The sequence below is a fragment of the Klebsiella sp. RC2 genome (assembly GCF_014192815.1).
GTDB classification, from domain to species: Bacteria; Pseudomonadota; Gammaproteobacteria; order Enterobacterales; family Enterobacteriaceae; genus Klebsiella; species Klebsiella variicola.
Genome location: NZ_JACHYL010000010.1, coordinates 17644 through 32146, shown reverse-complemented (window position 1 = coordinate 32146; position 14503 = coordinate 17644). Strand labels below are relative to the sequence as shown.

Genomic DNA, 14503 nt, shown 5'->3' with positions numbered 1-14503 from the left:
AAAACCGACGCCTGGGCGTCGGTTTAGGGGTTAACTGCTGGTCAGCACATGCTGGTACTTGTGCAACATCTCAACCAGCCGCCGCACGGGCTCGGTCACCTGGGGCGAAGCCTCCCAGACCCGCAACTTCTCCTGATAGACATCAAGCTCAGCCAGCAGCTGGGTAAAGTAGCGCCGACGCTTATCATCACTCCCGGCGGAGATCACATGATCTGCGGTACGTCGCAGCTGTCGATGGAAGGCCGACAGATCGTCGTTCACCGGCACGGGCGCATCACGCAGGCGCTGATGGGCAATAATCAACGTCAATGCCAGACGGAAGCGGGCGACATCGCCGGGGAACTTATTGAGCAATAAAAACAACTGCTGATAGAGCGCGGGCAGATGGTTCTCTTTACGACGCGCCGAGTTCGTTGTCAGCGAAGAGACCGCCGCAGAGACAAACTGATTCAACAGCACCCGACCGGTTCTGGCCCGAGAATTATCCCTGACAATGAGAATGACCATCAGGGCAAGGAAACAGCCGACGATCTGCCCCAGAGCACTGTCGAGGAACTGACTGAACTGAAACTGCATCGGGTTATCCAGCACCAGAATGTTAATGGTGCTCGCCAGCGCCCCCAGCGATCCGAGACGCCTTTTCTGCACTTCGATACCGATAAAGAACGCCATCGCCGCCAGGCTGATGCAAAGCAGCAGCATGCTCTGCTGCGTCGCCGGCATGATCACCAGGAAGTACAGGGTACCCAGCGGTAACGCCGCCAGGGTGCCATAAAGGAAGTCCATCGCCACCATTCGGGGGTTAGGCAGGCGCATCGCCAGCGCGGTAACGACGGCAATCATCACCATCGCGCCGCTGCCTGAGGTCCAGCCTGTCCACAACCAGAACAGCGTCCCGAGGATACAGGAGACGGAGGTACGCCAGAAGTTCACCATCGCATGGTGGCGCTCAGCAGATTCCACTTTGACCACCGCTTCGCCGCGCAGCACACTATCTTCAATGCGACTGATTTTGGTGTTACCCACCACGCCACGCTTAAGCAATAAGTAGCGCGTAGCGGCACCCACCCAGCTGTAGATGGTGACGGGCGTATTATGCTCGCCTTTCCAGGTCAGAAAACGGCGCATACGCTTCAGCTGCTGGTGGACGTCCTGCACTGTCTCCACCGGCTCGGCGAACAGCTCACGGTAGTCATCCGTCACCATTTCCGGGCGCGAGTTCTGAATCAGGTAGGTCTCGCAAGCCTGGGTGATAAGCGTTAATGAAAGGGTATTGATCGCCTTCAGGCGCTGATTCGCCTTCGCCCAGCGAGAGGATTCCATGATCAGATTACTGCGCATACCTTCCAGCGCCGTGGTGCGACGCACCAGCGCGCCCCACGCCTGATCCACTTCCTCTTTTTCACCGTGGGCGACGCATAACTGCATCAGCTTATATTGCGCAATCAGCAGGTTATCCAGCTCAAGGTCGATCTCTTTTTTAATCGAACGTGGAGAGAACAGCAGGTCGGCGACGATAGCGCTGACAATACCGATGACAATTTCGCTACAGCGTTCGACAGCAAACTGCGGCGCCAGCATCGGATTGGTATGGATGGTGATAATGATAATCAGCGCAGTGTACCCGGCCAGTCCCCAGGCATAGGAGTTCTCGACCTTAACCAGCGACGAAATCCAGGTACAAAACCCGGCCCACAGGCAGCAAACCAGCATCATCAGCAGAGGCGCACGGATCATCAGGATGATGATAATCAGCGCCGCAATACAGCCAATAAAGGTCCCGGCAATTCGCAACATCCCACGATAGCGGATCGCGCCCGAGTAAGGTTCGCCGCCAGCAGCAAAGGCTGGCCCGGCGGCGACGATCGCTGCCGTCAGTACTGCCCAGCGCGGTGTTTCGAGCTGAAAATGGAAACCGACGAACAGCGCCAGCACCACCGCGCATGCAAGCTTAATGGCAAAGCGGAGATGCCGGGGAGCAATGGTATATGTCCCCATAGCGATTAACCGAATTCGCGCAGGCGCATAGCCAGTTTCTGGAAGAAGTTGGCCCGGCTGGTATCGCGGTCTTCTTTACCGGTGATCACCACCGTCGCCGTGGTGCCCGATGGCCACAGATTGCCCTGCTGCTGGTCGAGGCGAATACGCACCGGCACACGCTGCGCCAGACGCACCCACTCAAGGTTGGAGTCGACCGAGGCCATCCCTTTCGAGTCGCTGCTGCTGCTGGCGTTGGTCACCCCTGCAGCGATACTGTCCACTGTCCCTTTAATGGTTTTGCTGCTGCCAAGCGGGGTAATCTCCGCACGGTAGCCAGGGCGGACGCCTTCCAGCTTGGTCTCTTCCAGATAGGCCATGACGTAAAACGTATTCTCTTTCACCAGCGCCACCGCCGTGGAGCCGCGGGTAATAAACTCCCCGGTATAGACGTTAAGGTTGGTCACCCAGCCATCCGCGGGGGCGCGAATTTCTGTGCGCTCGAGGTCCAGCCTGGCCAGATCGCGGCTGGCTACCGCTTTCGCCAACTGATGCTCAACGGTTTGCAGCACGTTGTTCGCCTGGTCTATTTCTTCCCGCGACATCGCCTGTATGCCCAGCTTATTACGCCGACCCGCTTCAACGCGCTTCTCCTGCGCTAAGGTCTGGTAGTAGGCGACATCGGCTTCCGCCTCCGCCAGCGCTTTTTGGTAACGAGGTTGGTCAATAACGAACAATACCTGGTCTTTCTTAACCAGTTGGTTATCCTTGACGTTTACCTGGGAAATCAGCCCGGAGACGTCAGGGGCAATCGCCACAATGTCAGCACTAAAGCGCGCATCCCGCGTCCACGGCGAAGCGGTGTAATAGACCCAGGCGCGGAAAATCGCCACGAAAGCCAAAATGACCAGTATCACGGTAATAGCGGTACGGAGGATATTTCTTGTTAGTGTTTTCACATCAACCTCAAACGAACAAGCGCGATATCAAATAAAAAAGGCAGCAATATAGCGCCGTATTAAACAGTGCAGGGTGCCAGACAAAATCGTAAATGCCGGTCGGAACCAGCAGTCGATGCACCAGCCAAAAGATGGCCAGCGACAAAAGCAACTCGAAGAAGATCGGCGGAAACGATAAGCCGAAAATCACGATGACAGGAAACAGACTCATGATGACCTTGAATAAGAAGCGTACAGGTAGTGAGCAGATGCGTTTATTATGTAGCTAACAATATATTAACGTAACGATTGCCGCATTATCTACAATGTGTGATCTAAATCACTTTTAAGCCAGAGTGAATAATGGAACGATTAAAACGCATGTCCGTTTTCGCCAAAGTGGTCGAATTAGGTTCATTCACCGCGGCGGCCCGCCAGCTTCAGATGAGCGTTTCTTCGATCAGTCAGACCGTCGCCAAACTGGAAGATGAGCTGCAGGTAAAGCTGCTCAACCGCAGCACCCGCAGCCTTGGCTTAACTGAAGCAGGTAAAATCTATTACCAGGGCTGCCGTAGGATGCTGTTTGAAGCGCAGGATGTCCATGAGCAATTATACGCATTTAATAACACCCCCATCGGGACGCTGCGCATCGGTTGCTCTTCAACTATGGCACAAAATGTTCTGGCGCGCATAACGGCGGAAATGCTGAAAGAATACCCCGGACTCTCCGTCAATCTGGTCACCGGCATACCAGCCCCTGACCTGATCGCCGACGGCCTTGACGTGGTGATCCGCGTGGGGGCCCTGCAGGATTCCAGCCTTTTTTCCCGCCGCCTGGGCTCAATGCCGATGGTATTATGCGCCGCCAAAAGCTATCTGGCGCAGGCAGGCAATCCGGAGAAACCGGCCGACCTCGCCAGCCATTCATGGCTCGAATATAGCGTACGTCCGGATAACGAATTTGAAATTATCGCCCCGGAAGGGATCTCAACCCGCCTGATCCCGCAGGGGCGCTTTGTGACCAACGATCCCATGACGCTGATACGCTGGCTGACAGCCGGGGTGGGTATCGCTTATGTACCATTGATGTGGGCGATCGAAGAGATCAACCGCGGCGAGCTTGAGATCCTGCTGCCCAGCTATCAGTCCGATCCACGGCCGGTCTACGCGCTGTATACGGAAAAGGATAAACTGCCGCTGAAAGTGCAGGTCTGTATCAACTATCTGACAGAGTATTTTGTCGACGTGGCGAAGATCTATCAGGGCATGCACGGGCGCGGGATCGCCCGGTGAAGCGGTTCCCGGCAGCGCCGGGAACCTGGTCAGGATCAGGCGGTACCGCCGACGGTAAGATTATCGACCTTCAGGGTCGGCTGGCCGACGCCCACCGGCACGCTCTGGCCCTCTTTGCCACAAACGCCAACGCCGTTATCCAGCCGCAGGTCATTCCCTACCATCGAAATCTGCTGCATGGTTTCAATCCCGGAGCCGATCAGCGTGGCCCCTTTCACCGCCTTCGTGACCTTCCCTTTTTCGATCAGATAGGCTTCGGAGGTAGAGAAGACAAACTTACCGGAGGTGATATCCACCTGCCCGCCGCCAAAGTTAGGCGCGAAGATACCGTAATCGACCGACTCGATAATCTCCTGCGGCGTCGACTGGCCCGCCAGCATATAGGTATTGGTCATACGCGGCATCGGCAGATGAGCATACGACTCGCGACGGCCGTTACCGGTCGGCGCGACGCCCATCAGACGCGCATTGAGCTTATCCTGCATATAGCCTTTCAGGATGCCGTTTTCGATCAACACGTTGTATTGCCCCGGCGTGCCTTCGTCATCGATGGCAACCGACCCGCGACGATCGACGATGGTGCCATCATCCACCACGGTGCACAGCTCAGAGGCAACTAATTCCCCCATATGGCCGCTAAAGACCGAGGTGCCGCGACGGTTGAAATCACCTTCCAGCCCATGGCCGACCGCTTCGTGCAGCAGGACGCCAGGCCAGCCGGCGCCGAGCACCACCGGCAGCATCCCCGCCGGGGCGGCGACTGCCGAAAGGTTCACCAGCGCCATGCGCACGGCTTCTTTCGCCCAGGCATCAGCCCGCACGTCGCCCTCCTGGGAGGCGAGGAAATAGTCATAGCCAAAGCGTCCACCGCCGCCGCTGCTGCCGCGCTCACGCTTGCCATCCTCTTCCACCAGCACGCTGACCGAAAGGCGCACCAGCGGGCGAACGTCCGCGGCGAGGGTGCCGTCGGTGGCGGCCACCAGAATCAGCTCATAAACGCCGCTCAGGCTGGCCGAAACTTCCTGCACGCGCTTGTCCGCCGCCCGGGCGACTTTGTCCACCCGGCGCAGAATATCCAGCTTCTCTTCCCGACTCATGCTCTGCAGCGGGTCGATGCTGGTGTACAAAGGGCTGTACTCAACGGCTCCCAGGGTCTGCACTTTGCCATTACCGGTATCACGCACAATCGTCCGCGCCGCCTGGGCGCTCTGCTCCAGCGCCAGCTTGCTAATCTGGTCCGCATAGGCAAAGCCCGTTTTTTCGCCGCTGACGGCGCGCACGCCTACGCCCTGGTCAATGTTGTACGACCCATCTTTAATGATGCTGTCTTCCAGAACCCAGGATTCGTGATAGCTCGACTGAAAATAGAGATCGCCGTAATCGAGGCGGCGCTCGGTCAGTTGACCAAGAATGGCAAACAGATCCTGATGATTCAGGCCATTTGCCGACAGTAATTGTTCACTTACCAGGTTCAGACTCATCGTTATGCTACTCGTTTGTTGCCGCCTGACAGGCGGAAATACAGAAGGCGATCTATTGAGATTGCGGCAATTCCCGGCAATCGTCAAATCATTGCTTTTTGTTGCTACGCGCCTGGCGCAGCACCTCATTGATCTGCGGCTGGTCAATCGGACCAGTAATGCGATAGCGCAGAATCGAGACTTTGTTCCACAGCGGGCCCAGCACCTTGCTGGCGGCAAACACCGCCGCGCCGACGATAGGGTTGACGGCAAAAGCCGCCGCCACGCCGACGGTCGCAGAGATCTCCGGCGCCACCACCGCCTGCAGATCCAGCCGGCGACGCACCAAATCGACCGAACCTTTCATGGCAATATCCGCTTCCAGGCCATCCACCAGCGTATCGTCGGTATGCAGCACGCCATCCTTGATCCATGCCGTACTGTTAATCGAGTCGAAGTAAAAGCCCTCGCTGAAGGTATCGCTAAAGTCGAAGCGCAGCTTACGCAGCAGGGCATCAACGCTCAGCAAACGCAGCAGTTGGCCAGCGTGTCCGGTACTCAGGTCGGTAAACTGTCCCTTGCCGAGGTGGCTTTTAATGATCCCATTGAGCGATGCGACATCGGGCGACCAGGGCGGCGCGCGCCAGTGCAGATCATAGTCGATGTCAAACGGCGAATCCTTCACCGGCGTGGAAACGCCGAAGAAACTGGCAAACTCATCCGTTTTATTGCCATGCAGTTTGCCTTTCAGCGACGTGCGTACACCAGCCGGCGCGCTGACCCAGACGCCATCGGTCGTCAGTCGGCCAAACCCGGTATCCACCAGACCATTGGAGAGCGTTAAGGTATCGCCCTTAATCGCCACATCGCCGTCGATACGGCCATATTTTTGCCCCCACAGCCAGCATTCCGCACAGCGCAGCTGCAGATCGGGCCAGCCGTGGAAATCCAGCCGCGTCTCTGCCTGCGGGGCAGCGTTCTTCTCACCGGTCTGGCCATTGACGCTGGTCGGGTTGAAATAGAGATAACGCACATTCGCCAGCCAGGGCGCATTGTCGCGCATCGTCAGGGTAGCGTTGATTTCACGCCCCTGCGCCTCGACCTGCGAGCCGCCGGCGACCGGCTGCGACATCAGACTGACGTTGTTCCACTGTTGACCGGCAAGCGCCAGCGACGGCGTACGCAGCACAATGCGCTGGGGAAAGAGTATGGTGCTGCTGACTTCATTCGCCGCCCCGTTTTGAAAGAGCGCCAGCCATTGAGCGCCATCCATCGGTGGCAAATTGAGTTCAACCCCAGGCTGGTCAGGCAGCGGAGAGAGCCCCTTGCTGTCCGAAGTAAGGATTGCCCGATCCAACGTCAGCTTATGGTTCAGCAACCAGCGGCTGTTGATATGATTCTTCGCGCCGACGGAGCCGGTCAGGTCGAAGCTGCTCAAACCGCCGGCGACGTTAATTTTGATCGGCATCGGCTCTCCAGCGGGCTTATTGACCGGCGAAGGTAAGTGACTGCTCACATTCTTGAGGTCGCCGTTGATATCAACCTTATAGCTGGCGTTACCATGGTACGGCAGTTCGATAGCGACCTTGCCCTCCCACGGCACGCTGCCGCTCAGCGACTCGTTGACGGCTTTTGGCAGCAACCCGGTATGCGATGGCTGCCAGTTGGCGTTCATCCCGACGTCCACCAGAAACGCTTTTTCGCCCTCCCGGGTGGAAAAATTGAGATTCAGCGGCTGATGAAACCAGGTCGCGCTCAACGTTTCGCTATTGAGATCGCCATTCACGAAGCTGAAATTCCCGCTCAGGTTTTGCAGAGTGGTGTCTAACGGCTTGATAAACAGACTGTTATTCTGCAGACGCACATCGCCTTTCGCGGTGGTCATTTCGCCATCTAAAGGGATGTTAAGATGTAAGCGAGCGCTCACATCCCCGTCCAGCTGCAGGGAATCCAGCGCCGCTCCCAGGGTCTCTTTCAGCGGCGTGGTGTTGAAATAAGGTCCCACCTCTTTGCCCGGGCCTTTGATATCGGCATCAATCAACAGCTTTTCAGCGGTATAGTCCGGGATCGCGGCATCGAGATTGCTGGCGGTGACATTGCCGAGCATCGCTTTATCCGCCCGCATCCACAACCCGTTATTGATGAAGTTGAGGTCGATGTTCAGCCCGGTCAGCGCCGGCCAGTCCGGCTGGAAGGCAAAAGTGGCGTTCTTCAGTGGGACATAAACCTGGAACTGCCCTTCATTATGCGGGTAAGGGAAAAGATGCGGATTGCCGCCATACACCAGCGTCGCATCGCGAGCCTGTCCGGCTTTAATCGCGCCGCTGAGATAGTCCACCAGCGCCTTGCCCATCAGGTTTTCCGGGAAGTAACGCCATGCCTGGCCACCATCATTGGTGCTGATGCCCGCCAGAATGCCCAGCCAGGGATCATCTCCCTGCGGTTGCAGATAGCGGAAGCCGCCGCGGGCGCGGACACCCGTCGCCTGCACGTCAATATCGCGGCCATCAAGCATAAACCCTTTGTCGTTTTTCACCCAGCTGAGGGTGGCTTCGCCAGCGGCGATCTCCAGCGGGGCGCGGAAAACACCGGTATAAGGCATCAGCGCCTGCGTCATGCGGGCGCGCAGTTCCCCGTGCTCAACGCTGCCATTCAGACTGCCGGAAAAGTGTTCCGCTCCCGGCAGGAGTTTCCACTGCTTCCATGCCAGATCGCTCCACTGCGCCTGAAAGCGCGTTTTCTCCGTCGCCTGCAGGGGAATATCGAGCGCCAGCAGGTTGATTTTGCCGCTGGGCTGCGTGGTGCGCCAGAGCTCGCCCAGGGAAGGCGCCAGCTTATCGGCGAAGGGCTGTAATCCGCTGAGGCCGCTGAGGGTTAAGTTGCTGGCACGAATGCGTAATTCATCGCTACGCTGATGGTCGTCGCCACCGACGTCCTGCGCCGGGATCCAGGCCATCGCCAGCGCGCCGCTTGGCCAGGGTTTATCGTCGATAGCGATCCGCGTATCGGGAATGTAGAAGCCCCAGCTCTGCTTGTCATGGGAGAGATGCGCCGTCAGGTTATCCACTGACAGGTGATGCACCTCGTCATCCCCCTGCCAGCTGGCGCCCCCTTTTTTCAGCCATACGTCACCGCTGGCCACATCGCCTTTTTCAATGGTCATCCAACCTTCAAGGCTGAAGCGGGCGCTCTTCAGAGCGATATTGTCCTGCATCCAGCGGCCGAGCCACGGTTTGACGTCAATATCGTCAGCCTGTAGCCAGACTCGCCCTTTATTCAGCAGGCCATCCTCATCGCGGAGATCCATCCGCACCTGCATCACGCCATGCTGGCCGGTGAGACTGGAGAGGCTAAGCTGCCCCTCGGCGCGGTGACGGTTCCTGCCGTTAAGCCAGGTCAGCTGCGGGACTGCCAGCTCCGCCCGCTGACCGGAAATGGTCAGGAAGCTCAGATGGCTGTCGCGCAGGGTAAAGTGGTCGAACTGACGTAAAAAGAGATCGCTGATGCGGTCGGTTTTCAGGCTTTCGCCGCCGTCATTGGTCTGAATAGGGGTGTTGGTATGAACCTGCAGCTGCCAGAAGGTAAGATCGCGGAACTGCCAGCGCATATGCAGCAAACTCTGCCAGACGTCCAGCGCCAGGGTCACGCGCTTCACCGCCATTTTGCCGCCGTCTTTCAGCCCGACCTGAATATCACGGACATCTAACGTCGGACCAAAATTTTGCCAGCTGGCGGTGATCTGCGAGGCATCCACCGGCGTGCCGGTAAGTGTGGAAATCTTCTCCAGCAGCTGCGGACGCCAGGCGTCAAGCTGCGGCAACACGAGACGCAAGCCACTCACCAGCAGCGCGACGATAACAATCAATGTTGCCACGGTGAGCAATAAAATCCCGGGCAGTCGCCTCACGCCTCTCTCCTTGTCAGCCGCACAATGACGCGGTGTCTTACATCATAACCACATCGAACTGCTCTTGATTATAGAGCGGCTCAATTTGTACCTTGACCTGCTTGCCGACAAAGATTTCCACTTCCGCCAGCGCGTGCGACTCTTCCCCTTTCAGGGTTTCCGCCACCGCAGGGGAAGCATAGACCAGGAAGCGATCGGAATCATAAGCATGATGCACGCGGACGATCTCACGCATAATCTCATAGCATACCGTTTCAACCGACTTTACCGTTCCGCGTCCGTGGCAGGTCGGGCACTCGTTGCACAGCACATGCTCCACGCTTTCACGCGTCCGCTTGCGGGTCATCTCCACCAGCCCCAGTTGAGAGAAACCGTTGATGCTGGTTTTCACCCGATCTTTACTCAGCGCCTGCTCTAAGGAGTGCAGTACCCGTCGCCGATGGTCTTCATTGTTCATGTCAATGAAATCAATGATGATAATGCCGCCGAGGTTACGCAAACGTAGCTGGCGGGCTATCGCCTGGGTGGCTTCGATATTGGTATTGAAGATAGTATCGTCAAGATTCCGGTGCCCGACAAACGCCCCGGTATTGATATCAATGGTAGTCATCGCCTCGGTCTGGTCGATGATCAGGTAGCCCCCGGACTTCAGCTCAACCTTACGCTCCAGCGCGCGCTGAATTTCGTTCTCCACATCAAAGAGATCGAAAATCGGCTGGCGGCCGCTGTAGTGTTCCAGCTTGCTGGTCATTTCCGGGATATATTCAGCGGTGAACTCAAGTAACGCCTCGTAGGTCAGGCGAGAGTCGACGCGAATACGGTCGAGATGCGCATCGGCAAAATCACGCAGCACGCGCTGAGCCAGGGCCAGCTCGCCGTACAGCTGATAACGGGTCTGATTGCGCTTTTTGCGCTCCATCACCTTGGTCCAGACGCGCTTCAGATAGGCGGCATCGGCGGCCATTTCCTGCTCGTGAACCCCTTCCGCAGCGGTGCGAATGATAAATCCGCCCTGCTCGTCGCAGTAATCTGCGACAACCTTCTTCAACCGCTCACGCTCGGCTTCGCTTTCAATGCGTTGGGATACTCCCACATGGGAGGCGCCTGGCATAAACACCAGATAACGGGAAGGCAGGGTGATATCCGTGGTCAGACGCGCGCCTTTGGTGCCCAGCGGATCTTTGACCACCTGGACCATCAGGTCCTGGCCCTGGCGCACCAGCTCCGAAATATCGCGTACGGTAAACTGCTTTTGCTCCTCACCAGCGACACATTCGGTATGCGGCATGATATCGGAGGCGTGGAGGAACGCCGCCTTATCGAGACCAATATCTACAAAAGCCGCCTGCATTCCCGGCAGCACTCGGCTAACACGACCTTTGTAGATATTGCCTACTATTCCGCGTCGCGCTTCACGCTCAATATGGATTTCCTGCAGAATACCGCCATCGATATACGCGACGCGCGTTTCGGATGGCGTTACGTTAACTAATAATTCAGCCGTCATCTTTATCCCTTTTCTTTACGCAGTGAGTTAAAGTTACTGAGCAACTCATACGTTTCCACCAGCGGTAAGCCGACTACGGCGTGATAGCTGCCATTAATCTTCCTGACGAAGCAACCACCCAACCCTTGAATACCGTATGCACCTGCTTTATCTAAAGGCTCGCCGCTGGCCACATATTCGGCGATATCCTGCTCGCTAAGCAGCCGGAAGGTCACGTCCGTGACCACCAGACAGTCCAGCGTCTGCTGCGTATCTGCCAGCGCCACCGCAGTCATGACCTGATGCGTTTGGCCGGAAAGCAGACGCAGCATTGCTGCAGCGTGTTCAGCGTCGCGCGGTTTCTCCAGCACTTCGCCGTTAAGAATGACAATCGTATCCGCCCCCAGCACCGGCAAATCGCGCGATGCCATCGCCACCCCGGCCTGCGCTTTTTCGCGCGCCAGGCGGACAACATAGTGCTCGGCGCTCTCCTGCGGCTGGCGCTGTTCCTCAATACCGGGAACCAGACGCTCGAAAGTGAGACCAAGCTGAGTCAGCAGTTCCTGCCGACGCGGGGAACCTGAAGCAAGATACAGAGTTGTCATATCAACCTTATTGCACTGCAAATTGCTGACGCACTTTGCGCATCAGCAGGAAGAGCCATGGCCAGAGGACACCGTTTACTACACTACTCCAGAATACTTCCGGACGGAAAGAGACGTTGATCACTAAAAACTCTGCCCAGAAAACAATGATATCCACGGCCAGGGATAACAGCATGACCACCAGCGCTTGTTGCCACAGCGCCAGGTTACGGAACAGCTGATATTTCAGCGCGACCAGATAGGCGATAATGCTTAAGGACAGGGCGCGAACGCCCAGCGTCGAGCCGCTAATGAGATCAAGAATAGCCCCCATCACGAAGCCCGTCCCCACGTTCACCCGGTGCGGCAGGGCGAGGATCCAGTACAGCAGGATCAATAATACCCAGTTGGGCCGGAAAACGCTGATGTCCGCCGGCCAGGGCATAATTTGCAGCAATAGCGCGATAAGAAACGAGAGCCAGATAACCCAGCGTCCCTGGCTACGATAACTTGCCACTATTGCCCCCCTGCAGGCAGAGACGGCTGCGATGGCGTCAGCCCGGTGGCTGGCGCCGGCATCTGCGGCCCCATGGCATCCGGCGCAGGCAGCACCTGCGGCATCATCTGCATCAGGCGCTCGTTAGCCACGCGATGGACCTCTTCCGGGGTCATCGGGTTGGCGCCATTGCGATCGGCGCCCCACAGCAGCAGCAGATAGCGCAAGCGCTGCAGCCCGGCCGTCGGACGCGCCTGAATCACGGTGTAGGCGCGCTGAGTGTCCAGCTTCACCGAGGAGACCACCCCGACCGGATACCCTTCCGGGAAGCGGCCACCGAGACCAGAGGTCACCAGCACATCGCCGACGCGAATATCGGTATTCGCCGGCAGATGCTCAAGCTGGAGATCGTCAGTACAGCCGTTACCGGCGGCAATCACGCGAATGTCGTTACGCAGGACCTGGATCGGCAGCGCATGGGTGGCATCGCAGATCAGCAGCACCCGGCTGGTCATTTTCGCCACGGCCACGACCTGCCCCACTACGCCTTTATCGCTGATAACCGGCTGGCCTTCGTAAACACCGTTCACGCTGCCCTTATCAATAACCACCTGATCGCTGTAGGGGTCGTTGACCGTTGAGATGACCTGCGTCACCATTTTTTGTTCGTCCTGGCGCAGCGGCGAGCCAAGCAGTTCACGCAGACGCGCGTTCTCTTGCTTGTACTGGCCCAGCATCAGCAGATCGCTGTTTTTCAGCAACAGTTCCTGACGCAGCGCGCGGTTTTCCAGTTCGAGCTGATCGCGGGTCGCCAGCGTTTGCGATACGCTGTCGAGGAGTTCCCGGGGACCATTAGAGACAAAGTAGAAAGGGCTGACGGCTGTATCCATGTACGTTCTGATTTGACTGAACGTACCCAGGCGGCTGTCGGCGATAATGACGCCAAGCGCCACCAGCACCGCCAGAATAAGGCGAATCTGTAGCGAGGGGCCACGGCTAAAAATTGGCTTCATAGGCTATGCGTATTCTCGTGTCAGTAAAGACCAGGGGCAGCCGCTAAGCCACCCCAGACCTTCAGGCTGACTACTCTTCGCTAAACAGGTCGCCGCCGTGCATGTCGATCATTTCCAGCGCCTTGCCGCCGCCACGCGCTACGCAGGTCAGCGGATCTTCAGCAACCACGACTGGAATACCGGTTTCTTCCATTAACAGACGGTCCAGGTTGCGCAGCAGCGCACCACCGCCGGTAAGAACCATCCCGCGCTCGGAGATATCAGAAGCCAGTTCCGGCGGGCACTGCTCCAGAGCAACCATGACCGCACTCACGATGCCGGTCAGCGGCTCCTGCAGCGCTTCAAGAATTTCGTTGGAATTCAGGGTAAAGCCGCGTGGTACGCCTTCCGCCAGGTTACGGCCGCGAACTTCGATTTCACGCACTTCATCGCCCGGGTAAGCCGAACCGATTTCGTGTTTGATACGCTCAGCGGTCGCTTCACCGATCAGGGAGCCGTAGTTACGACGCACGTAATTAATCACGGCTTCGTCGAAACGGTCGCCGCCGATACGCACGGAAGAAGAGTAGACCACGCCGTTCAGGGAAATAACCGCGACTTCGGTAGTACCGCCGCCGATATCGACAACCATAGAACCGGTCGCTTCAGAAACCGGTAAGCCTGCGCCAATCGCTGCCGCCATCGGCTCTTCGATCAGGAAGACTTCACGAGCGCCAGCGCCCTGCGCGGATTCACGGATCGCACGACGCTCAACCTGGGTGGCGCCAACCGGTACGCACACCAGCACGCGCGGGCTCGGGCGCATAAAGCTGTTACTGTGCACTTGTTTGATAAAGTGCTGCAGCATCTTTTCCGTCACGAAGAAGTCAGCGATGACGCCGTCCTTCATCGGGCGAATCGCCGCGATATTACCCGGGGTACGGCCGAGCATCTGCTTCGCTTCATGACCTACGGCGGCGACGCTTTTCGGCGATCCGGCACGATCCTGACGAATGGCCACCACGGAAGGCTCATTCAATACGATGCCTTGTCCTTTTACGTAAATAAGGGTATTCGCGGTACCCAGGTCAATGGACAGGTCATTGGAAAACATGCCACGAAATTTTTTTAACATACTAAGGGATAATCCTGAAAGCTGGGGCGGAAAACAAAATCCGCTTACTTTACCAACCACACGCAGCAGCGACAAGGCGCAAAAATCACCTGCTGCGGTGAAAATTAGTGCAGTTCATTTCCTTTGTTACAAATTTTTCCGACTCCGTTCATTGCTGAAATCTTCAGCAGCGCTCCACGCCTGAATTTGTAACCTGTCAAAGGAGGGTCACTGGCATTTACATTGCGATGATCCG

General features: G+C 57.3%; 11 protein-coding genes. 1 reads left to right on the top strand and 10 read right to left on the bottom strand.

What is annotated here, in order from left to right:
* Positions 1–30: 30 nt before the first annotated feature.
* Genes aaeB through aaeX form a run of 3 tightly spaced genes read right to left on the bottom strand, consistent with a single transcriptional unit; the run spans position 31 to position 3147 of the window.
* A complete protein-coding gene (gene aaeB / locus FHW76_RS24265) occupies positions 31–1998 on the bottom strand; it encodes a p-hydroxybenzoic acid efflux pump subunit AaeB (RefSeq protein WP_008806682.1) in 1968 nt (655 codons plus the stop codon).
* 5 nt (positions 1999–2003) lie between these two features.
* Positions 2004–2936: a p-hydroxybenzoic acid efflux pump subunit AaeA gene (gene aaeA / locus FHW76_RS24260; RefSeq protein ID WP_008806683.1), complete on the bottom strand. Its 933-nt coding sequence runs from the start codon at positions 2934–2936 to the stop codon at positions 2004–2006.
* Between the two features lie 7 nt (positions 2937–2943).
* Positions 2944–3147, bottom strand: coding sequence for a p-hydroxybenzoic acid efflux pump operon protein AaeX (aaeX, locus tag FHW76_RS24255; RefSeq protein WP_002918640.1), 204 nt, complete (start codon positions 3145–3147; stop codon positions 2944–2946).
* 131 nt (positions 3148–3278) lie between these two features.
* Between aaeX and aaeR the strand changes: the two genes are divergently transcribed.
* Positions 3279–4208: an HTH-type transcriptional activator AaeR gene (gene aaeR / locus FHW76_RS24250; RefSeq protein WP_008806684.1), complete on the top strand. Its 930-nt coding sequence runs from the start codon at positions 3279–3281 to the stop codon at positions 4206–4208.
* A 35-nt stretch (positions 4209–4243) separates the two neighbouring features.
* Here the strand turns inward: aaeR and tldD are convergent, their stop codons facing one another.
* The 7 genes from tldD to mreB all read right to left on the bottom strand — a co-directional run bounded on the left by tldD (position 4244) and on the right by mreB (position 14268).
* Positions 4244–5689, bottom strand: a complete 1446-nt coding sequence (gene tldD / locus FHW76_RS24245; RefSeq protein WP_008806685.1) for a metalloprotease TldD — start codon at positions 5687–5689, stop codon at positions 4244–4246.
* Positions 5690–5777: 88 nt separating this feature from the next.
* Positions 5778–9575, bottom strand: a complete 3798-nt coding sequence (gene yhdP / locus FHW76_RS24240) for an AsmA2 domain-containing protein YhdP (RefSeq protein WP_080835496.1) — start codon at positions 9573–9575, stop codon at positions 5778–5780.
* Between the two features lie 37 nt (positions 9576–9612).
* Positions 9613–11082, bottom strand: a complete 1470-nt coding sequence (rng, locus tag FHW76_RS24235) for a ribonuclease G (RefSeq protein ID WP_008806687.1) — start codon at positions 11080–11082, stop codon at positions 9613–9615.
* A 2-nt stretch (positions 11083–11084) separates the two neighbouring features.
* Positions 11085–11666: a nucleoside triphosphate pyrophosphatase gene (locus FHW76_RS24230; RefSeq protein WP_008806688.1), complete on the bottom strand. Its 582-nt coding sequence runs from the start codon at positions 11664–11666 to the stop codon at positions 11085–11087.
* A gap of 7 nt (positions 11667–11673) precedes the next feature.
* Positions 11674–12162, bottom strand: a complete 489-nt coding sequence (gene mreD / locus FHW76_RS24225; protein WP_008806689.1) for a rod shape-determining protein MreD — start codon at positions 12160–12162, stop codon at positions 11674–11676.
* Positions 12162–13154, bottom strand: a complete 993-nt coding sequence (mreC, locus tag FHW76_RS24220) for a rod shape-determining protein MreC (RefSeq protein ID WP_008806690.1) — start codon at positions 13152–13154, stop codon at positions 12162–12164. The genes mreD and mreC overlap by 1 nt, the downstream gene beginning before the upstream one ends.
* A 70-nt stretch (positions 13155–13224) precedes the next feature.
* Entirely contained in the window at positions 13225–14268 is a 1044-nt protein-coding gene (gene mreB, locus FHW76_RS24215; RefSeq protein ID WP_002918653.1) for a rod shape-determining protein MreB, read from the bottom strand.
* Positions 14269–14503 lie beyond the last annotated feature (235 nt).

What these genes read in the sequence shown, in the direction of transcription:
- aaeB (WP_008806682.1), bottom strand. Translation starts at nt 1,998, where the DNA reads ATGGGGACATATACCATTGCTCCCCGGCATCTCCGCTTTGCCATTAAG.
- aaeX (WP_002918640.1), bottom strand. Translation starts at nt 3,147, where the DNA reads ATGAGTCTGTTTCCTGTCATCGTGATTTTCGGCTTATCGTTTCCGCCG.
- aaeR (WP_008806684.1), top strand. Translation starts at nt 3,279, where the DNA reads ATGGAACGATTAAAACGCATGTCCGTTTTCGCCAAAGTGGTCGAATTA.
- tldD (WP_008806685.1), bottom strand. Translation starts at nt 5,689, where the DNA reads ATGAGTCTGAACCTGGTAAGTGAACAATTACTGTCGGCAAATGGCCTG.
- rng (WP_008806687.1), bottom strand. Translation starts at nt 11,082, where the DNA reads ATGACGGCTGAATTATTAGTTAACGTAACGCCATCCGAAACGCGCGTC.
- FHW76_RS24230 (WP_008806688.1), bottom strand. Translation starts at nt 11,666, where the DNA reads ATGACAACTCTGTATCTTGCTTCAGGTTCCCCGCGTCGGCAGGAACTG.
- mreC (WP_008806690.1), bottom strand. Translation starts at nt 13,154, where the DNA reads ATGAAGCCAATTTTTAGCCGTGGCCCCTCGCTACAGATTCGCCTTATT.
- mreB (WP_002918653.1), bottom strand. Translation starts at nt 14,268, where the DNA reads ATGTTAAAAAAATTTCGTGGCATGTTTTCCAATGACCTGTCCATTGAC.